The organism is Paraburkholderia hayleyella, from assembly GCF_009455685.1.
GTDB classification, from domain to species: domain Bacteria; phylum Pseudomonadota; class Gammaproteobacteria; order Burkholderiales; family Burkholderiaceae; genus Paraburkholderia; species Paraburkholderia hayleyella.
On record NZ_QPES01000001.1, the window covers coordinates 2,073,150 to 2,092,880 of the forward strand.

The window sequence follows — 19,731 nt, forward strand, 5'->3', positions numbered from 1 at the left end:
GGAAAAACTTGAAACCGCGCTGAAACAACGCCAAAAACGACGCGAAGCAAAAGAAGAAGGTGACGAGCCTGACCCTCGGCACTGGCGGAAAACGGCTGTGGCTGCTTCGTTCCCGATCTGACCAGGTTGACCGCCCCTCCATGCGAGGAGGCCCGTCACGCAGCATTCTATCACCGGCTGGAGCTTAACGCGACCGATTTGCACGTTTTATGCATGTGCTGCTGAAACTTGACGTCCGGGTCCGGATGACACCGTCCACGCCGCCGCCGCCCCTAAACCCCCTAAATAAAGTCAAATCGGTCAAATCAAGCCAAAGCGCAAGAGCCCCTATACCCCTATACATATAACAACAAGTCCGGTTGAACACGCCGGATACTTGCATTCATGACCGTTGACGCCAGATACAGCAGGCACGGCCTGCATTTCTCCGAAGTTTCACCTGGATGCAGTTACGGCTTGCCGGCATCGACTATCGCCTCAGGCAATGCATAGCAATTTAGGCTAAACTGGCGCCCGGATGACCTTCAAAACCGAACATTCAGCCGCCCGCGAAGCGCTTTTCGCCGAGGTTCGATCCAGATTCACCTTGCGGCAATGCGAACCGAATTTTTTCAGTTTTATCCAGAAGTCTCGTGGCGAGCTATTCAGGCAGGCCTCGAACCGACAGAGGTATTCATACAATGAGCGAACAAATCAAGCACATTAGCGACGCATCGTTCGAACAGGACGTCGTCAACTCAGACAAACCCGTGCTGCTCGATTTCTGGGCTGACTGGTGCGGTCCATGCAAGATGATTGCGCCAATTCTCGACGAAGTGGCCAAGGATTACATGGGCCGTCTGCAAATCGCCAAGATTAATGTCGACGAGCATCAGGCAACGCCTGCCAAATTCGGCGTGCGCGGTATCCCAACGCTGATTCTCTTCAAAAACGGCGCAGTTGCCGCACAAAAAGTGGGCGCATTGTCGAAGTCGCAACTCACCGCGTTTCTCGACGGCAATCTTTAAGTCGCTTTCGTTTCAACTTTCGTTTCAAGCTTAGCTTCGCCCGTCCTTCGCACCTCCTGTCGTCAGACATGGCTTCACGCGGCAGTTGGACGCATTGCTGAACGGAGTCGGCCAGGCATAGCCAGCCAGCGTTATCGATGCATGCGGTGCATGTTGTCCATGGACAACATGCACCACTTAAAAGATGTCCTTTCGCGCCACGCGTGGAAATGGCCCCGTGCTATGCTAGTATCCGCACGACGTCGAAAAGACGTGTAAGTCCTTGAGCGGTTCCGCTCACCCTCCTCCCAGACTCCAAATCAAGTCGCACCTTCTCTCCTGCGGGTTCTCCGTATGCATTTATCCGAGCTTAAAACGCTGCACGTATCCGAATTGATCGAAATGGCCAATGGCCTTGAGGTCGAAAGTGCGAACCGCCTGCGCAAGCAGGAACTGATGTTCGCTATTCTAAAAAAACGCGCTAAAACAGGCGACACGATCTTCGGCGACGGCACGCTCGAGGTATTGCCAGACGGTTTTGGCTTCCTGCGTTCGCCAGAAACCTCCTATCTTGCCAGCACGGATGATATTTACATCAGCCCGTCGCAAATCCGCCGTTTTAACCTGCATACCGGTGACACGATCGAAGGCGAGGTTCGCACCCCCAAGGATGGTGAACGTTATTTCGCGCTGGTCAAGGTCGACAAGGTCAATGGCAAACCGCCCGAGGCCTCGAAACACAAGATCATGTTCGAGAACCTCACGCCGCTGCACCCGAACAAGGTAATGCTGCTTGAGCGCGAGATGCGCGGCGAAGAAAACGTCACAGGGCGCATCATCGACATGATTGCCCCGATCGGCAAAGGCCAGCGGGGCTTGCTGGTGGCCTCGCCGAAATCGGGCAAGACGGTGATGCTTCAGCACATCGCGCACGCGATCAAGCAAAACCACCCCGATATCATGCTGTTTGTCCTGCTGATCGACGAACGGCCAGAAGAAGTCACTGAAATGCAGCGCTCCGTGGCAGGCGAAGTCATTGCCTCCACCTTTGATGAGCCCGCCGCCCGCCACGTACAAGTAGCGGAAATGGTGATCGAAAAAGCCAAGCGCCTCGTCGAAATGAAAAACGACGTCGTGATTTTGCTGGATTCGATCACGCGTCTTGCACGGGCTTACAACACCGTGGTACCGGCATCGGGCAAAGTACTGACAGGCGGTGTTGATGCCAATGCGCTGCAGCGCCCCAAGCGCTTTTTCGGTGCCGCGCGCAACATCGAGGAAGGCGGCTCGCTCACCATCATCGGTACCGCGTTGATCGAAACCGGCAGCCGCATGGACGACGTGATCTATGAAGAGTTCAAGGGCACGGGCAATATGGAAGTCCACCTCGAACGCCGTCTCGCCGAAAAACGTGTGTACCCGTCGATCAACCTGAACAAGTCCGGCACACGCCGCGAAGAGCTGCTCATCAAGCCGGATATCCTGCAAAAGATCTGGGTGCTGCGCAAGTTCATTCACGATATGGACGAAGTCGAAGCGATGGAATTCCTGCTCGATAAAGTTCGCCAGACTAAAAACAATGCTGAATTCTTCGACATGATGCGTCGTAGTGGTTAATCCGCATCGAGCGTCAAGCGTTTGGTAGCCTCAAACGCTCGCCACCGCCCGCCTTTCGTGGGCGGTTTTTTTTCGCCTGGGGCGGCATTCATCTGGTACATGCCCTGCCCTGACCAACCTGAACCCAAACGTTCACGTTGACTTATACTGCGCGCACCCGTTTCAACTATAGATGTCATGCCAGTCACTCCCCTTTTGCTCACCGTGCGTGATGCCGCGAAAACGCTCGGCGTCACGCCTCGCACGCTGAAATATTACGAAGAACGCGGTCTTGTCTCACCCGCCCGCAGCGAAGGCCGATACCGGCTTTACACGGAAGACGATCTCGAACGTTTCGTGCGCATTTTGCGGCTACGCTCGCTGGGCTTTTCGTTATATGGCATCACCGAGATGCTCAAGCGCCCGCTGGAATCAGGCATCCCTGGTCGCAACCGGTTTTCCGCCGAATCACTGCACGGTATCCATGATGCGCTGGCACAGCAAGTCAGCGCGCTCGACCAGCGCATCGACGCCATGCGCCGTGAACTGAAAGAAGCCCGAAAACTGAAAACCGAACTCGACCATGATCTCGATTACGTGAGCCGCCGTCTGGCTGGCGAAAATGCTGAGGCCCTGCTCGAACAGCGCCGCCAGGCACGTCCGGCGATACGTCGTCAAGCTGCCCCCACGGCAGCCGCAAGCAGGCGCAAAAAATCATGAATACCGTTTCAATGCGCCCAGCCTTATTTAGCAAGCAGAAACTGCGGAGTGATTTTTTCCCTTGGGTGCTCGCGCTCATTACAGGGCTCGATTACTTCGACAACGCCATCTTTTCTTTTTTCGTCAGCTACATTGCGGGCGGCGTGAATGCCTCCCCGGATGAACTGGTGTGGTCATCCAGCGCTTACGCCATGGCCGCCGTATTGGGAATCTTGCAGCAGCAATGGTGGGTCGAACGAGTCGGTTATCGACGCTATATCGCAGGCTGCATGCTGCTTTATTCAGCGAGCGCCGTCGCGGCAGCGCTATGCGACACCTCACTCCAGCTCACCTTTGCGCGTGGCTTGCAGGGGTATTTCATCGGACCGATGATGGGCGTGTGCCGCATTCTGATTCAGAACAGTTTCACGCCACAAAAACGCGCCGGAGCACTGCGTTCGTTCCTGATCCTCATCGTCACCAGTAGCGCCATTGCGCCGCTGATCGGTGGCTCACTCGTCGCGCATTTCACGTGGCGTGCGTTATTCACCTGCACCGTACCGTTAGGCTTTTTGTTCGGCGTGTTGGCGCTCATCATCATTCCCGACTCCGGCGACCGGCCACCCGCTGAGCGTGGCAGCATACATTTCTGGCCCTATCTGATATTTGCCTTTGCCCAGGGAGCACTGCAAATCGTCATGCAGCAAGTGCGCTTTCAAGTCTTGAGCGCCTCTCCTGAGCTGATTCTCTTAAGCGTCACCGGTATCGTCGCGCTCGCCTGGTTCGTCTGGCAGCAGTGGCATCACCCCTCACCGCTGATGCGACTGCATGCCTTGCGGGAAAAGACCTTTCAGGTCGGGCTCGTGCTGTATATGTTCTATTACTATGAATCCACCGTTTTCAGTTATCTGATTTCACGTTTTCTTGAAGGCGGGCTGGGGTTTCCAGTCGAAAACGCCGGCCGTCTGGTGGGTTTAACCTCACTCGCATCGGCTAGCGCGCTGTTCGTCTATCTGCGTTACGCCAAACTGCTGACGCACAAAAAATGGATCATTATTCCTGGCTTCGCGCTTGCGGCTTTTGCCGCCGCATGGATGACGCGCATGTCGCCAGGCGTAGGCCAGGAAGCCCTGCTCGTACCGCTGTTACTGCGCGGCTTGCTCTTGCTGTTCATCATGCTGCCCGTCGCCAACCTGACCTTCAGCATCTTTGCCATTGAAGAATTCGCTCATGGCTACCGGCTGAAAAATATCGTGCGGCAACTGACCATTTCATTTGCCACGGCATCGGTGATCATCGTCGAGCAGCACCGCCTGGCGCTCCATCAAACCCGGCTGACTGAATTTATCAACCCGTTCAACCCGGCGTTTCAGACGCTGCTCGCCACGCTCACCCAAGGTTTCGCCGCTGCCGGCCGCTCCGCGAGCGAAGCGCACGCGCTTGCCATGATTCATCTGAGCCAGATGGTGACGCAACAGGCCAGTTTTCTCACCTCGCTCGACGGTTTTTATTATCTGATCGGCATCACGTTGTGTGGTGGCCTGTTCGCCGCGTGGCAAAAGCAGATCAACTGATCTTATGCGCCAGATACTCTCCCGCTGGCTCGATGCCCGCTGCCGCGCCCGCCAGGCCCGTTTGTTACGCCGTTATCCGCTGGATGACGCGTTGTGGCAGACGACGCTTGAGCGTTTGCCCTTCACCGCCCGCCTCAGTGCCGCCGACCTCGAACGCCTGCGCGAGCTCACCCGTCTGTTTCTGGCGCAAAAAAGCTTTTCCGTGGCGCAAGGGCTGGAACTCACGCAGGAGATGAGCGTGGCCATCGCCCTCCAGGCCTGCCTGCCGGTTCTGAATCTGGGCCTCGAGCTGTATCAGGGCTGGGTCGGCATCATTATTTACCCCGGTGAATTCATGATCCGTAAAACGCTCGAAGATGAAGCGGGCGTGATCCACGAAATCGAACATGACGCCAGCGGCGAGGCATGGGAAGGCGGGCCCGTGGTGCTGTCCTGGGAGGACGTGCAGATCACGGATAGCGCCGGGGCTTACAACGTCGTGATTCACGAGTTCGCACACAAGATCGACATGCTCAACGGCGAGGCAGACGGCTATCCACCGCTTTTTCGCCGCTGGCATGCCCCGCTCGATACGGCTGAGTGGGCCGCGGTGTTCGATCCGGCGTATGCCCAGTTCTGTGCCCAGGTGGATTCAGTATCGGGGCGGCACTGGCCCCGGTTCGAGCAGGAATCGTTGATCGATCCTTACGCAGCCGATCATCCCGCTGAATTTTTCGCCGTCTGCAGCGAAGTTCTTTTTGTCCAGCCCGAGGCCTTCGCAGCCCAATATCCTGAGCTTTACCGGTTGCTTTCCCGCTATTACCGCCAGGACCCGGCGCGACAGCACGCGTAGCGGCACCCACAGGGTGAAAAAACCGGAACAGGTCACGTCAATTGACTGATTTTCTGGCATAATCACCGTTTTTCGACTTTAGGCAAGTGGCTCGCGCCAAAATGCTGTTCGCACGGAACGTGTGGCGGCACGCGGGTTGGCTACCGCCAGACCAAAGGAAAGACCATGAAAGAAGGTATTCACCCGGATTACCGCGAAGTTTTGTTCGTCGATATGTCGAACGACTTCCGCTTTGTGACACGCTCAACCATCCAGACGCGTGAAACAGCCGAATTCAACGGCAAGACCTACCCGCTCGCCAAGATTGAAGTGTCATCGGAATCACATCCGTTTTACACCGGTCAGCAAAAGATCATGGACACGGCCGGTCGCGTCGAGAAATTCAACAAGAAGTTCGGCTCACGCGCCAACGGCAAGGCTACAACCGCAGCCTAAGGCTCGCTGGCCCGGCCCCCGGAAATCACTTCGGGGGGGTTTGCCAACGTTCAGGCCCAACTTGGGCACTTGACAACCTGAGCACGAAAAAGGCAGCACACGCTGCCTTTTTTTACGCCGGTTTTAACCAGGCAACACCTTCTACACACGCCACGCATCGCCGGCCTAAAACCACCCCCGCGCCACCCCCACCGTGACGCAAGCTGTATCGCCCGCCTACAATGCTGGGGCGGCCCCATCGGCCACCGTTCTACCGCCGTCTGAACCGCTTCTCTTCTCTGATACCGATAAATCTGCATGAGACCTGTCGTTCGCCTCACGGCCTCCGCGACCAGCGCGCTCCCGCGCTCACTGCTGCTTACCATCTGCATCGTCTACGCCGCATTCGGGCTATTCGGCCGTGACCCGTGGAAAAACGAAGATGCAGCAGGCTTCGGTGTCATGTGGACCATGGCTCGCGGCAACGCCCACGACTGGCTGCTGCCCAATCTGGTCGGCAAATACATGACTAGCGATGGTCCGCTCGGCTACTGGCTCGGCGCCAGCGCGATCCGCCTGCTCGCGCCCTGGGTCGATCCCAGCAATGCGTCACGGGTGTTTACCGGTTTGCTGTTTTGTCTCGCTTGCGCTTTTGTCTGGTACACCGCGTATCTGCTAGGACGGCGCGCTGAAGTCCAGCCCTTCAAGTACGCCTTTGGCGGTGAACCTGAACCGCGCGACTATGGCCGCACCCTCGCCGACGGCGCACTGCTGATCTTGCTCGCCTGCTTTGGTCTGGCTGAACGCGGCCATGAAACCACACCCTTGCTCGCGCAATTTGCCTGCATCGCCCTGCTCGCTTACGGGCTGGTGCGCCTGCTCGAGCGGCCACGGGAAGGCGCAGTGCTCTGGGGCCTGGCGCTTGGGCTCATGCTGCTGGCCAGCCATCCGGTGTTCGTCGCGGCACTCGCCGCAGGCACGCTGGCCCTGGTGATCTGCGTGCGGGAGCTGCGCTCACGCTGGCTGCTGCTGCTCGGGCTACCTGTAGCGCTCGCCGTGTCGCTCACCTGGCCCATCGCAGCGCTGGCTTCTTTTCCTGAAGATGCGGTCTGGTTTCTCAACCAGTGGGGGTACGACAGCCTCAATGCCTTTGCGGGTCCATCCGGGCCAGTGCTGCACTATGCGTTAAAAAATCTGCCGCTCTTCACCTGGCCGGCCTGGCCGCTAGCTATCTGGGCCTGGTTTAGCTGGGCAGGGCTGCGCCGGGCGCCGCATATTGCGATTCCGCTCTCGATCATCGCGCCCCTGCTCATTCTCATCACGTTGCAGAGCCATCAGAGCAACCGCCTTTATATGCTGCTGCTGCCTGCACTGGCGGTGCTAGCGGCCTTCGCCCTGCCTACGCTCAAACGCGGCGCCATCAATGCCATCGACTGGTTTGCGCTGTTGAGCTTCACGATTCTCGGCAGCTTTGTCTGGCTGGTCTGGCTCGCGGGCATGACAGGGTTTCCGCCGCCGCTCGCCCGCAATCTGGCTCGCCTCGCCCCCGGCTTCACGCCCGAATTCAAGATTCTGTCGTTTGTTTGCGCCATCGCCGTCACGGTGTGCTGGCTGTTCCTGGTGCAATGGCGGCTGGCGCGCCACCCCAAGGTACTGTGGCGCAGCGTTGTTCTTTCGAGCGCAGGCACGACGCTGATGTGGGTATTACTCATGACACTGTGGCTGCCTGTCGTCAATTACAGCCGGACGTATAAGGACGTCGCAGAACAGATCGCCAGCCATCTGCCTGCCGGTTACACCTGTATTTCGCCCGTGCGCCTGGGCGACGCGCAAATCGCCACGTTTGCCTATTTCGGCAACATGCACTTCGCCTTCAATGAAGACTGCGACGTCATCTTGCGCCAGGACACGCAAGACTTCGGCGAACCCAGCCCGATGTCCCATTTCGCCTGGAAGCTGCTCTGGGAAGGCCGCCGCGCCGCCGACCGCGACGAACGCTTCCGCCTTTATGTGCGCATCGACCGGCCACAAGCGCCGCGCCAGCGCCGTGGGTGGCAAGCCCGGCGCAACTGATCATGTTCGCGGACATCCGCAAAATCATCACGCTCGCCTGGCCGGTACTCATCGGCCAGTTGGCCATCATCGCGTTTGGCGTCATCGACACCGCGATGGTAGGCCGCTTTTCCGCGCTCGATCTTGCAGCACTAGGTCTGGGTTCGTCGATTTACGTATCGGTCTATATTGGCCTGACCGGCATCTTGACGGCCCTGCAGCCCATCGCCGCGCAGCTCTTTGGCGCTCACCGCTATCAGGAGATCGGCGAGGAGGTACGGCAATCGTTATGGCTGGCGCTGGCACTGGCGCTGCTGGGGTTTGTCGTGCTGTATTTTCCCGAACCGCTGCTCAATATCGCCCGTGCCCCTGAAGCGTTGCGCGAGCGCACGCAAACTTATTTGCGCATTCTGTCGTTTGGCTTGCCCGCGAGTCTGGTGTTTCGGGTGTATGGCTCGGTGGCCAACGCCATCGGCAAGCCGCGCCTCGTGATGGTTTTGCAAATCGGCGCGCTGCTGATCAAGTTTCCGCTCAATACCTTGCTGATTTTCGGCGGCCTCGGTATTCCCGCGCTCGGCGGGCCGGGCTGTGCACTGGCCAGCCTCGCCATCAACTGGACACTGGCGCTGGTCGGCATGCTGCTGCTCACCTGTCATGAGGTCTTTGCCCCATTTGCGATTTCCGCGCGCTTTTGCTGGCCTGCCTGGCGACGCCAGGCGGCGCTGCTGCGGCTCGGCCTGCCGCTCGGGCTGTCGTACCTGATCGAGGTCACCTCTTACACCTTCATGGCGCTCTTTATCACGCGTTTCGGCACGACGGCACTGGCCGGTCATCAGATTGCCGGGAACATCGGTGCCGTGCTGTACATGACGCCGCTGTCGCTCGGCGTGGCAGTGTCGACGCTGGTGGCCCAGGCGCTAGGCGCCGGGCGCGCTGCCGCGGCGCAAACCCTGGCACGCCACGGCATCCTGCTCGCCTGTGCCCTCGCCTGCTGCTACGGCGTGCTCGTGATGGCGCTGCGGCCCTGGCTCATCTCGGCGTATACGCTGAACCTCCAGGTTATTGCGAGCGCCACGTCGCTCGTGGCGCTCGTCGTGTGCTATCACGTCTTCGATGCGCTACAGGTCATCACCGCGTTCGTGCTGCGCGCCTACAAAGTCGCCGTCGTACCCACCCTCATCTATGCGGTGGCGCTCTGGGGTGTTGGGCTAGGCGGCGGCTATGTGCTGGGTTTCAATCTGACGGGCTTGACGCCTGCCGCCCTCACCGGCGCACCTGGGTTCTGGCTAGCGAACCTGATTAGCCTCGCCATTGCAGGCATAGGCTTGCTGTTTTACTGGCGCACAGTCAGTGCGCGTTATTTGCGCACCAGACCAGGCGCTAGCGATAACCTCGGCATCTGATTTAAGCGGCATTACACAATGTTCATGCTGAAATGCTCACCGTAAATAATCGCAGCCTGAAAAACCAGCGCAATGTGCATAATCTATGCGATATCATGGCAATAATCCGCAAATTAATTAGACAAATGAGTTAAAACCTGGCCAAAGTGATTTACTTGGCGTGCATTGACCGGTATAAATCTTCGGTTTTCGCTAATATAGTGTGCAGATTATCCTATGCTAGATCCCAATGACCAGGCCTGAATGCCATTCGTGATGAAACAATCCGGCTGGGTTCTTCAGCCGGATAAATAGCCTGGATAATCCGGCTCGATAAGCTGCCTGTTCACATTTCATTTTCACGTCCGTTTTATCCTCAATGGAGCCCTTGCCATGCTGAAAAAACTATTACTGTTATGCGCTGCGCTGGTCCTGTCGATGTCAGCCGGATTCGCCTCTGCTGTTGAAGTCAATTCTGCCGACCAGGCCGCACTCGAATCCGTCAAGGGTATTGGCCCGGTCTACGCTAAAGCGATTATTGATGAACGCAAGCAGCACGGCCCCTTCAAGGACGCCGATGATCTGGCGAACCGTATCAAGGGCATTGGCACGCAATCAGGCGCCAACCTCGCAGCAGAAGGGCTAACCGTGAACGGCTCATCCGCACCGCCGAGTGGCGCCAAGGCCTCGACACCAGGCCACAGCACGACAAAGACCACGCATAAAGCCACCGCGTCCGCTCCTGACACGGCTACCACGGCAGAACCGGCCACCTCGGCAAGCGCCAGCGAACCCGCTGACAGCAACAAGAAACCCCGGAAAAAATCGAAGAAAGCCAAGTCAACGGCTTCTGACGATACGGCAAACGCCGATGCAACCGCATCGGACAGCCCAGCCCAAAAACCGAAAAAAACCAAAAAAGCCAAGAAGAGTAAAGCCGCCTCAGCCACAGCGGATTCAGCGACATAACTCAAAACCCTCAACCCCTGAAACCGAAGCGCCCGATGAACAACAGCATGCTTGAATTGCCTTAAAGCGCTGATCCAGCGCCGTGCAGCCGCTCCGGCTACACGGCATCGTCTCCTCTCGCCGATGTGCAGCCTGCATTGGCACTTGATTCAAGAGAATCCTCATGAGCCTACTCGACACCCTCGGTTCCCTGCTCGGCAAATCGCCCGAAAGCGGCAGCAAGCAAGCGTTGATCACTACAGCGCTCGAGTTCGTGAACAACCAGCCAGGTGGCCTGAACGGCCTGATCCAGCAATTCCATGAAAAAGGCGCAGGCGACATCATCAAGTCCTGGGTCAGCAACGGCGCCAACCTGCCGATTGCCAGCGGCATGCTGCAAAACGTGCTGGGGTCGGACACGGTCAATGGCCTTGCCGCCAAGGCAGGGGTTCAGCCGGATCAGGTCACGGGCCTGCTGTCGCAAGTCCTGCCCCATGTGGTCAACGCCGCGACGCCCAATGGCGAAGTCGCCGATGAAGGCAAGCTCAACCCCAGCGCCATCCTCGGCGCGCTAGGCGGCCTGGGGGGCCTCGCTTCGCTGTTCGGCGGCAAGGGCGAAGCGGACAAGAATGACGCGGACAAGAGCGTTTAAAGCGCGGCTTGGCGCTTAAAGCGGTGGGCGCCTTATCACCGTGGCAATAAAAAAGGGCAGCGGAATCTGAACTGACCCCAAGAGTTGGACATAACTCCAATCGTTGGGGGTTTTTTCATGACGAAGTATGACGAGGCGGTTAAGCTCCAGGTGGTTCAGGAGTATTTAGATGGTCGAGGCGGTTTGCGGCACGTGAGTCAGAAGCACGGAATTGGCTATTCGGTGTTGCGGCGCTGGGTGGGCGCTTTTCGGCAACATGGTGAGGCCGGGCTTCGCAAGAAGCACGAAACGTATAGCGCAGAGTTCAAAATGTCGGTGCTCCAGCATATGTGGCGTCACGAACTGTCGTACCAACACACGTGTGCGGTATTCGACTTGCGCGAGGCCAATAGTGTGAGCCGCTGGGAGCGCCAGTATCATGAGGGCGGTCTCGAAGCCCTCAAGCCGCGCCCCAGGGGGCGGCCACCCAAGATGTCACAGCCCAAACAGCACACCCAACCGACGACGCCAGGCGATGAGCGCCCACGCGAAGACTTGCTCAAAGAAATCGAATACCTGCGCGCGGAGGTGGCGTACCTAAAAAAGTTGGACGAGCTGCTCCGGGCCAAGGAGCAGACAGCGCCAAAGAAAAAGCGCAAGCGGTGAGCGTGTTGCGCGAGCATCATCCGCTCGGGGCACTGTTAAGCATTGCAGGCTTGGCGCGCAGCACGTTCTATTACCAGATGGCTGCACGCAAAGCCGGGGATCATCATGCCGAGCTTAAAGCCAGGATTTCTCAGATATTCGCTCGACATAAGGGCCGCTACGGCTATCGCCGTGTGACGGCGGCCCTGCGAAAGGACGGCAGCTTAGTCAATCACAAGACGGTGCAGCGTTTGATGTCGGTATTGCGACTCAAATCGCTGGTACGGCCCAAGAAGTATCGCTCGTACCGCGGAGAACTCGGTCGAGTCGCGCCGAACTTGCTCAAGCGCCAATTCGAGGCGAGCAAGCCCAATGAGAAATGGGTGACGGACGTCACGGAATTTAACGTCGGTGGCAAGAAACTATATCTATCGCCGGTTTTGGATCTTTATAACGGCGAAATCATCGCTTGGGAAAGTAGCGAACGCCCGGATTTTGCACTCATCCAGGGAATGCTAGATAAGGCATTTAGACGCCTGTCGCGCGGCCAAACGCCGATGCTGCACTCCGATCAAGGTTGGGCTTACCAAATGCGCGCCTACCGGGAGCGGCTCGCCAAGCGAGGTTTGGTGCAAAGCATGTCACGCAAAGGTAATTGTCTGGATAATGCCGCGATGGAGAGCTTTTTCGGAACCCTCAAATCAGAGTGCTTTCGCTTGGCCCGCTTCGATTATGTGGAGCAACTGCGCAGCGCTATTGCTAACTACATCCACTACTACAACCACGAGCGCATCAAGCTAAAGCTAAAAGGGCTGAGTCCTGTGCAGTACAGAACTCAGCCCTTAGCTGCATAACTTAACCGTCCAACTTTACGGGGTCAGTTCACCACTCCGCTGCCCTTGACTTTTTAATACGCGCTAACGCTTAGTGCACATTGCGCTCAAACACCAGCTCACCGTTTTTCAGATCCACCGGAATCACATCCTTCGGACCAAACCGGCCAGACAGGATCAGCTTGGCGATCGGGTTTTCGATCTCTTGCTGGATCGCCCGCTTCAGTGGCCGGGCGCCGAAGAGTGGGTCATAGCCCACCTTGCCGATATGCTCCAGCGCCGCGTCAGAGACGACAAGCTGCATATCGAGCTTCGCCAGCCGGTCGTGCAACCGCTGTAGCTGGATCTTCGCAATCGACTGGATATTCGAACGGTCGAGCGCATGAAACACCACCACGTCATCAATCCGGTTCAGGAACTCAGGCCGGAAATGCAGCTTGACCTCCTCCCAGACCGCATCCTTCACCGCCTCCTGCGTTTGACCAACCATCGACTGAATCACGTGCGAGCCAAGATTCGACGTCATCACGATGACCGTGTTCTTGAAATCGACCGTGCGCCCCTGGCCATCGGTCATGCGTCCGTCATCCAGCACCTGGAGCAGCACATTGAACACGTCCGGATGCGCCTTTTCGATCTCATCGAGCAAGATCACGCTATAGGGCTTGCGCCGTACGGCCTCCGTCAGATAACCGCCCTCTTCATAACCGACATAGCCTGGCGGCGCGCCAATCAGACGCGCGACGCTATGCTTTTCCATGAATTCGCTCATGTCGATACGAATCAGATGATCTTCCGAATCGAACAAAAACGAGGCCAGCGCCTTGCATAGCTCGGTTTTACCCACGCCAGTCGGGCCGAGAAACAGGAAGGAACCATACGGCCGGTTCGGATCGGCCAGCCCGGCACGCGAGCGGCGAATCGCATCCGCCACCGCCGTAATGGCTTCGTCCTGACCAATCACCCGCTCGTGTAATTTCTCTTCGATTTGCAGCAGTTTTTCGCGCTCGCCTTGCATCATCCGTGACACGGGAATGCCCGTTGAACGCGATACCACCTCCGCGATTTCTTCCGCCCCCACCTGGGTGCGCAGCAACCGCGGGCGCGCGGGGTTGTTCTGCTCGCTCGCCTCGGCCTGGGTTACCTGCTTGAGTTGCGCTTCAAGCTGGGGCAGCGTGCCATATTGCAGCTCGGCCACTTTTTCGAGTTTGCCTTCGCGCTGCAAACGGGTGATCTCGGCGCGGGTTTTCTCGATCTCTTCCTTGAGCAGCGCGCTGCCTTGCACCGCCGCCTTTTCGGCCATCCAGATTTCTTCGAGATCGGAATACTCACGGTTGAGCCGCTCGATTTCTTCTTCGATGAGCTGCAAACGCCTTTGCGAAGCTTCGTCCTTTTCTTTCTTGACGGCTTCGCGTTCGATCTTCAACTGGATCAGGCGGCGATCGAGACGGTCCATCTCTTCGGGTTTCGAATCGATTTCCATCTTGATCTTGGACGCGGCTTCGTCAATCAAGTCGATCGCCTTGTCCGGCAAAAAGCGGTCGGTGATGTAGCGATGCGAGAGCTCGGCGGCAGCGACAATCGCCGGATCGGTGATATCCACGCCGTGGTGCAACTCATAGCGCTCCTGCAAACCACGCAGGATGGCAATGGTCGCCTCGACCGTCGGCTCATCCACCAGCACCTTCTGAAAACGGCGTTCGAGCGCGGCGTCTTTTTCGATGTACTTGCGGTATTCATCCAGCGTCGTCGCGCCCACGCAGTGCAGCTCGCCGCGCGAGAGCGCGGGCTTGAGCATGTTGCCCGCATCCATCGCGCCTTCGGCCTTGCCCGCGCCCACCATCGTATGAATTTCATCGATGAAGACGATGGTCTGGCCTTCATCCTTGGCGATATCGCTGAGCACCGCCTTCAGACGCTCTTCGAACTCACCGCGATATTTCGCGCCCGCGAGCAGCGCCGCCATATCGAGCGACAACACCCGTTTGCCCTTGAGCGACTCAGGGACTTCGCCATTGACAATGCGCTGCGCCAAGCCTTCGACAATCGCTGTTTTACCCACGCCAGGCTCGCCGATCAGCACCGGGTTGTTCTTGGTACGGCGTTGCAGGATTTGAATCGAGCGGCGAATTTCGTCATCGCGGCCAATCACCGGGTCCAGCTTGCCCGCGCGGGCGCGCTCGGTCAGATCGACCGTGTATTTCTTGAGGGCTTCGCGCTGGCTCTCGGCATCCTGGCTATTCACCTGCGCGCCACCCCGCACGGCGGTAATCGCCGCTTCCAGCGCCTTGCGCGTCAGGCCGTGCTGGCGCGCCAGACGGGCGGCTTCGCCCTTGTCGTCAGCCAGCGCCAGCAGGAACATCTCGCTGGCGATGTAAGTATCGTTGAGCTTTTGAGCTTCCTTGTCGGCCTGGTTCAGCAGCCCGGTCAGCTCACGGCTGACTTGCACGTTGCCATCCGTGCCCTGAACCTGCGGCAGCCGTGTGATGGCGTCATCCAGCGCCGTTTGCAGCGCTGCAACCTGGGTGCCCGCGTGAGCCAGCAGCGAACGCGCGGAACCGTCTTGCTGGGCCAGCAGGGCCGAGAGCAAATGAACCGGTTCGATGTATTGATTGTCGTGGCCGACGGCCAGACTTTGGGCATCGGCCAGTGCTTCCTGAAACTTGGTAGTAAGCTTGTCTATTCTCATGTGCAGCGATCTCCTGTAACGAATAACCACCAAATGAGGCGCATGATGCGAGTTTCAAGCATTTATTTTTGTTTCATTGCATTGCGTGCTAGCTTGGCCGGGCAGTTGGTGTGTGATGTCCCTGCTAGCGTCCCTGCTGGCGTCCCTGCTGGCAGCTCGCTATTGCCCGTTGTTTAACGCCCACGGGCGCCTTCCTGATCCGTGTTCCTGTGCAATGACTGATACCTTGCCTGCCGCCTCTTCGGCCTTGGCCCTGGCCTCGAGCTTGCCCCGCCACGCCGAACCCACGGAAGCCAATATTCGTGAACTGGTCTACGCGTTCTATGACCGTGTGCGCGCCGATCCATTATTAGGCCCGGTGTTCGAGCAAACGCTCGCGGGCCGCTGGGACGCCCATCTGCCCAAAATGTGCGCCTTCTGGACGAGCCTCGTCCTCGGGTCAAAGCAGTATCGCGGCAACGTTCAGCAAGTACACCAGCCGCTCTCTGGCATCGAGCCGCAGCATTTCAGCCAGTGGCTGTTCCTGTTTCTCGCAACCGTCGAATCACGCTACGAACCCGCTGCCGCTGTGCGCTTCATGGAACCCGCGCTGCGTATTGCGCAAAGCTTGCAATTAAGCCGTTTCGGTTGGAATTACGTCATTCCTGAAGAGCAAAAAGCGCTGCTCGCGCATATCGCCCCGCGTGAACGTTCGCCTGAGCATCAACAGGCGCATGAACACGCACTCCGGCACGGCAAGCCGCGCGGGTAGCACGCACGGGCCCGTCCCAGCCGGCCCACCTTTCATGCCGTTCATCGCGGCCGAGGGGTGAGAGGTCAAGTCAGGGTTTCAGTTCTGGGCGCCGCCGTTGTCGTCCGGCGCCACGCCCCAGCGGGCGAATGCCGTGTCGTCGCTCACGCGGGCATCCACCCAGCGTGCGCCTTCTGGAGTCGCTTCTTTTTTCCAGAATGGCGCCTGTGTCTTCAGAAAATCCATCACGAACTCGCACGAGGCAAACGCATCGCCGCGATGCGCTGCTGTCGTCGCCACCAGCACGATCTGCGCGGAGGGCGCCAGTGGGCCGACGCGATGCACGATCAGCACGTCAATTCCGGGCCAGCGCAACTGCGCGGCGGCAACAATCTGCTCCAGTGCCTGCTCGGTCATGCCGGGGTAATGCTCCAGCGTCATCGAATGCACCGCACTGCCCTCGTTGAGATCACGCACCAGGCCCACGAAGCAGGCGAGCGCACCCGCCTGTGGATTCGCGGCACGCAGTGCACCGGCTTCGGCGCTGAGATCGAAATCTTCAGTCTGGACTCGAACTGTCATCGCCCGTCCTAACCGCCCGTGACCGGCGGAAAAAATGCCACTTCGCAGCCCTCGGTAATGCGCCGGCTGGCGTCCGTCATGACATGGTTGCAAGCCATGCGCAATGGCCGGCCTTCGGCCAGGGTGTCGGCCCAGGCGCCGCCGCGCAGGCGCAGCCAGTCCCGCACATCGCCCACCGTGGCGATGCCGTCAGGTACGCTCAGCGTTTCGTCGGAACAGCCGAGCGCCTCACGCACGCTGGCAAAGTATTTCAAATGGATCTTCATCGGAGAATGTCCACGCGCTCGCGCCCGTAGCCGGTTATCAGTTCAGCAATTCAGAAAAAGGAATGAAACGCACCGTCTCACCCGCGCTGATCGCGTGATGCGGCGGGTTGTCGATCAGGCCATCGCCCCAGACCGCCGAGGTCAGCACCGCCGAGCGCTGGTCAGGAAACAGCTCAAGCCCGCCTGCTGCGTTGACCCGGGCGCGTAAAAACTCATTGCGCCGGTCAGCCTTGTGCTGCGTGAAATCCGCCCGCAGCGACAGCGCGCGAGGCGTCACAACGCGGGCGCCCGCCAACCGCAGCACGAACGGACGCACGAACAGCAAGAAGGTGACGAGGCTCGAGACCGGGTTGCCTGGCAAACCAATAAAAAACGTTTCGCCCGAAGTTGCGTCCGAATGACCCAATGCGCCCGCGGCGGCGCTGCGGCGCACCGCGCCAAACGCAAGCGGCTTGCCGGGCTTGAGCGCGATTTGCCATAACGCAAGATGCCCTTGCGCTTCGACAGCCGGTTTCACGTGGTCTTCTTCGCCCACCGAGACGCCACCGCACGTCAGGATCAGGTCATGCGCCTCCGCGGCCTCACGCAGCGCCGCCCGTGTCGCGTCAAGCTGATCGGGCACGATGCCGTAATCGGTCACGGCACAGCCGAGGTTCTGCAGGAGCCCGCGCAGGGTAAAACGGTTTGAATTGTAGATCGCACCCGGTTGCAACGGCTCGCCGGGCATCGTCAGTTCATCGCCGGTAAAAAACACCGCCACCCTGACGCGCCGTGTCACAGCGAGCGTGGCGCAGCCCACCGACGCCGCCAGCCCCAACGCCTGAGGCGTCAAACGCGTGCCTGCGGGCAGGATAACGGTGCCACGCTGGATATCCGCGCCTTGTGCCGTAATCCATTCACCGACTTGCGGTGTATGCAGAAAATTCACTTCGTGGGTAAGCGGATCGGCCTCGGTCTGCTCTTGCATCACGATGGCTTCGGCCCCTGGCGGCACGGTGGCCCCCGTGAAGATTCGCGCGGCGGTCCCTGGCGCGAGCGGCTGTGCGGGGTGCCCGGCGGCAATGCGCTGCGACACCGGCAAACGGCGCTCGCCATGCAGCAGGTCGGCGACCCGCACCGCATAGCCATCCATCGCGCTAACGGCCATGGGCGGCACATCGAGCGGCGAAACGACATCGCTAGCCAGCACGCGGTTGAGCGCCTCAAGGGTAGGCAGGGATTCACTGCCACCGAGCGGGACGGCGGCGTCCAGCAATGCCTTCAGGGCTTCGGCGGTTGAGCGTAACGCAGCGCCAGCGGTGGCAGGATGGGTCGAAGGCATGGATATGCGAGGAAGCCCGTTGGGCAAGTTGGGCAAAGCAGTCATTGTAGCCGTGGCTGGCGCGGATGAAGAAAGCGCCGCCCCGCCCCTTTATTGCCCTGTATGCGCGGCAATAAACGCCTTGACCGGGCGCACGTCAGCCGCCAGCACTTCGAAGCGTTGCGGCAGCGCCTCCAGCCCGACGAAGGCCGCTGGCCGCTCTGGCTCACGCTGTAGCGCCTCGCGGATGGTCTCGCCAAATTTAACCGGCTGCGCTGTCTCCAGCACGATCATCGGAATACCGGGCTGCAAATGTTCACGCGCCACTTTCACGCCATCGGCCGTGTGCGTGTCGATCATCGTCTGATAACGCCCGAACACATCACGGATCGTGGCAACACGATCCGCATGACTGCTGCGCCCGGAAACGAAACCAAACGCCTGCACGCGGGCAAAATCGCCGCTCGCCGCCAGATCGAAACCGCCCTTTTCCTCGACATCGCGGAACAACTGCAACACCCGCGCCGGATCGCGGCCCAGCAGATCGAAGATAAAGCGTTCGAAATTGGATGCCTTCGAGATATCCATGCTCGGGCTGCTGGTGTGCCAGGTCTCGGCGGCTTTGCGCACGCGATACACCCCGGTGCGGAAAAACTCGTCGAGCACGTCGTTTTCGTTCGTGGCGACGACCAGTTTTTCGATGGGTAGCCCCATCATCCGCGCAATATGGCCCGCGCATACATTGCCGAAATTGCCCGATGGCACGGTAAACGACACCCGCTCGTCATTCGAGCGCGTCGCCGCGAAATAGCCGCTGAAATAATAGACGACTTGCGCCACCACCCGTGCCCAGTTGATCGAGTTGACCGTGCCAATGCGGTGTTGCGCCTTGAAGGCGTGATCGTTGGACACGGCCTTGACGATGTCCTGGCAATCGTCGAAAACCCCTTCGAGAGCCAGATTGAAGATGTTCGGATCTTGCAGGCTGTACATCTGCGCGGTTTGAAACGCGCTCATCTTCTTGTGCGGCGACAGCATGAAGACGCGCACGCCCCGCTTGCCGCGCATGGCGTATTCGGCAGCGCTGCCGGTATCGCCGGACGTCGCGCCGAGGATATTCAGCGTCTCGCCGTGCTGGCCCAGCGTGTACTCGAACAGGTTGCCCAGCAGTTGCATCGCCATGTCCTTGAACGCGAGCGTCGGGCCATTGGAGAGTTCCAGCAGCGCGAGCGGCGCGCCCTGTTCGACGCCGAGCGTACGCAGTGGCGTGATCTGCGCGGCGTTTTCGCCGTGGCGCACGTTGCAATACGTCTGCGCCGTATAGGTGCGGCGCGTCAGGGCACGCAGATCGTCAGGCGGGATGTCGTCGCTGAACTTCGAGAGAATTTCAAAGGCCAGATCGGCATACGGCAGCGTGCGCCAGCGCGCCAGCTCGTCAGCCGCGATCCGGGGATAGGAGGCAGGCAGGTAAAGGCCACCGTCACGCGCCAGCCCGCCCAGCAAGATGTCGGAAAACGTATGGCGCTCATGGGCGCCGGCGCCGCGCGTCGAGAGATAGTTCATGAGACCTGG

Annotated in this window: 17 protein-coding genes and 1 other RNA gene; 12 read left to right on the plus strand and 6 right to left on the minus strand. The window is 59.2% G+C overall.

Annotated elements, in window-relative coordinates; translation table 11 throughout:
• Positions 1–58: 58 nt before the first annotated feature.
• An RNA gene (ffs, locus tag GH657_RS09190) (signal recognition particle sRNA small type) lies at positions 59–157 on the minus strand.
• 523 nt (positions 158–680) lie between these two features.
• Here ffs and trxA point away from each other — a divergent pair.
• From trxA to GH657_RS09245, 11 genes are all read left to right on the plus strand, one after another.
• The gene (trxA, locus tag GH657_RS09195; protein WP_153100407.1) at positions 681–1,007 is read left to right on the plus strand and encodes a thioredoxin TrxA; all 327 of its coding nucleotides are present in this window, start codon (positions 681–683) and stop codon (positions 1,005–1,007) included.
• A 333-nt stretch (positions 1,008–1,340) separates the two neighbouring features.
• Positions 1,341–2,603 (plus strand): transcription termination factor Rho, encoded by a 1,263-nt coding sequence (gene rho / locus GH657_RS09200; RefSeq protein ID WP_153100408.1) that lies wholly within the window; start codon positions 1,341–1,343, stop codon positions 2,601–2,603.
• A gap of 177 nt (positions 2,604–2,780) precedes the next feature.
• Positions 2,781–3,302, plus strand: a complete 522-nt coding sequence (locus tag GH657_RS09205; RefSeq protein WP_153100409.1) for a MerR family transcriptional regulator — start codon at positions 2,781–2,783, stop codon at positions 3,300–3,302.
• Positions 3,299–4,855: an MFS transporter gene (locus GH657_RS09210; protein ID WP_153100410.1), complete on the plus strand. Its 1,557-nt coding sequence runs from the start codon at positions 3,299–3,301 to the stop codon at positions 4,853–4,855. The genes GH657_RS09205 and GH657_RS09210 overlap by 4 nt, the downstream gene beginning before the upstream one ends.
• A gap of 4 nt (positions 4,856–4,859) precedes the next feature.
• Positions 4,860–5,687: a M90 family metallopeptidase gene (locus GH657_RS09215; RefSeq protein WP_153100411.1), complete on the plus strand. Its 828-nt coding sequence runs from the start codon at positions 4,860–4,862 to the stop codon at positions 5,685–5,687.
• 165 nt (positions 5,688–5,852) lie between these two features.
• Entirely contained in the window at positions 5,853–6,122 is a 270-nt protein-coding gene (locus tag GH657_RS09220; RefSeq protein ID WP_153100412.1) for a type B 50S ribosomal protein L31, read from the plus strand.
• Positions 6,123–6,419: 297 nt separating this feature from the next.
• Entirely contained in the window at positions 6,420–8,174 is a 1,755-nt protein-coding gene (locus tag GH657_RS09225; protein WP_153100413.1) for an ArnT family glycosyltransferase, read from the plus strand.
• Between the two features lie 2 nt (positions 8,175–8,176).
• Positions 8,177–9,556, plus strand: coding sequence for an MATE family efflux transporter (locus GH657_RS09230; protein ID WP_153100414.1), 1,380 nt, complete (start codon positions 8,177–8,179; stop codon positions 9,554–9,556).
• Positions 9,557–9,928: 372 nt separating this feature from the next.
• On the plus strand, positions 9,929–10,504 hold the full coding sequence (locus GH657_RS09235; protein ID WP_153100415.1) for a ComEA family DNA-binding protein: 576 nt from the start codon (positions 9,929–9,931) through the stop codon (positions 10,502–10,504).
• A gap of 163 nt (positions 10,505–10,667) precedes the next feature.
• Positions 10,668–11,135: a YidB family protein gene (locus tag GH657_RS09240; RefSeq protein ID WP_153100416.1), complete on the plus strand. Its 468-nt coding sequence runs from the start codon at positions 10,668–10,670 to the stop codon at positions 11,133–11,135.
• 117 nt (positions 11,136–11,252) lie between these two features.
• Positions 11,253–12,613, plus strand: a protein-coding gene (locus GH657_RS09245; RefSeq protein WP_153099652.1) for an IS3 family transposase whose coding sequence is annotated in 2 segments (ribosomal slippage) — positions 11,253–11,720 and positions 11,723–12,613 — 1,359 coding nt in all. Because the reading frame shifts where the segments join, the coding sequence is not laid out codon by codon here.
• A gap of 70 nt (positions 12,614–12,683) precedes the next feature.
• Here the strand turns inward: GH657_RS09245 and clpB are convergent.
• Positions 12,684–15,281 carry an ATP-dependent chaperone ClpB gene (gene clpB, locus GH657_RS09250; RefSeq protein ID WP_153100417.1) on the minus strand — a complete coding sequence of 866 codons (2,598 nt, stop codon included), beginning with the start codon at positions 15,279–15,281 and terminating at the stop codon, positions 12,684–12,686.
• 214 nt (positions 15,282–15,495) lie between these two features.
• Between clpB and GH657_RS09255 the strand changes: the two genes are divergently transcribed.
• Positions 15,496–16,032 (plus strand): group III truncated hemoglobin, encoded by a 537-nt coding sequence (locus tag GH657_RS09255; protein ID WP_153100418.1) that lies wholly within the window; start codon positions 15,496–15,498, stop codon positions 16,030–16,032.
• A 78-nt stretch (positions 16,033–16,110) separates the two neighbouring features.
• Here GH657_RS09255 and GH657_RS09260 read toward each other — a convergent pair whose 3' ends face one another.
• From GH657_RS09260 to thrC, 4 genes are all read right to left on the minus strand, one after another.
• On the minus strand, positions 16,111–16,593 hold the full coding sequence (locus GH657_RS09260) for a molybdenum cofactor biosynthesis protein MoaE (protein WP_153100419.1): 483 nt from the start codon (positions 16,591–16,593) through the stop codon (positions 16,111–16,113).
• Positions 16,594–16,601: 8 nt separating this feature from the next.
• Complete coding sequence (moaD, locus tag GH657_RS09265; RefSeq protein WP_153100420.1) at positions 16,602–16,859, minus strand: molybdopterin converting factor subunit 1; 258 nt, start codon at positions 16,857–16,859, stop codon at positions 16,602–16,604.
• Positions 16,860–16,896: 37 nt separating this feature from the next.
• Entirely contained in the window at positions 16,897–18,180 is a 1,284-nt protein-coding gene (locus GH657_RS09270; protein WP_153100421.1) for a molybdopterin molybdotransferase MoeA, read from the minus strand.
• A 90-nt stretch (positions 18,181–18,270) separates the two neighbouring features.
• Positions 18,271–19,722 (minus strand): threonine synthase, encoded by a 1,452-nt coding sequence (thrC, locus tag GH657_RS09275; protein ID WP_153100422.1) that lies wholly within the window; start codon positions 19,720–19,722, stop codon positions 18,271–18,273.
• Between the last annotated feature and the right edge of the window lie 9 nt (positions 19,723–19,731).

Bases quoted from the DNA above. Each gene is read 5' to 3' on its own strand.
- trxA (WP_153100407.1), top strand. From the start codon at position 681: ATGAGCGAACAAATCAAGCACATTAGCGACGCATCGTTCGAACAGGAC.
- rho (WP_153100408.1), top strand. From the start codon at position 1,341: ATGCATTTATCCGAGCTTAAAACGCTGCACGTATCCGAATTGATCGAA.
- GH657_RS09205 (WP_153100409.1), top strand. From the start codon at position 2,781: ATGCCAGTCACTCCCCTTTTGCTCACCGTGCGTGATGCCGCGAAAACG.
- GH657_RS09210 (WP_153100410.1), top strand. From the start codon at position 3,299: ATGAATACCGTTTCAATGCGCCCAGCCTTATTTAGCAAGCAGAAACTG.
- GH657_RS09215 (WP_153100411.1), top strand. From the start codon at position 4,860: ATGCGCCAGATACTCTCCCGCTGGCTCGATGCCCGCTGCCGCGCCCGC.
- GH657_RS09220 (WP_153100412.1), top strand. From the start codon at position 5,853: ATGAAAGAAGGTATTCACCCGGATTACCGCGAAGTTTTGTTCGTCGAT.
- GH657_RS09225 (WP_153100413.1), top strand. From the start codon at position 6,420: ATGAGACCTGTCGTTCGCCTCACGGCCTCCGCGACCAGCGCGCTCCCG.
- GH657_RS09230 (WP_153100414.1), top strand. From the start codon at position 8,177: ATGTTCGCGGACATCCGCAAAATCATCACGCTCGCCTGGCCGGTACTC.
- GH657_RS09235 (WP_153100415.1), top strand. From the start codon at position 9,929: ATGCTGAAAAAACTATTACTGTTATGCGCTGCGCTGGTCCTGTCGATG.
- GH657_RS09240 (WP_153100416.1), top strand. From the start codon at position 10,668: ATGAGCCTACTCGACACCCTCGGTTCCCTGCTCGGCAAATCGCCCGAA.
- clpB (WP_153100417.1), bottom strand. From the start codon at position 15,281: ATGAGAATAGACAAGCTTACTACCAAGTTTCAGGAAGCACTGGCCGAT.
- GH657_RS09255 (WP_153100418.1), top strand. From the start codon at position 15,496: ATGACTGATACCTTGCCTGCCGCCTCTTCGGCCTTGGCCCTGGCCTCG.
- GH657_RS09260 (WP_153100419.1), bottom strand. From the start codon at position 16,593: ATGACAGTTCGAGTCCAGACTGAAGATTTCGATCTCAGCGCCGAAGCC.
- moaD (WP_153100420.1), bottom strand. From the start codon at position 16,859: ATGAAGATCCATTTGAAATACTTTGCCAGCGTGCGTGAGGCGCTCGGC.
- GH657_RS09270 (WP_153100421.1), bottom strand. From the start codon at position 18,180: ATGCCTTCGACCCATCCTGCCACCGCTGGCGCTGCGTTACGCTCAACC.
- thrC (WP_153100422.1), bottom strand. From the start codon at position 19,722: ATGAACTATCTCTCGACGCGCGGCGCCGGCGCCCATGAGCGCCATACG.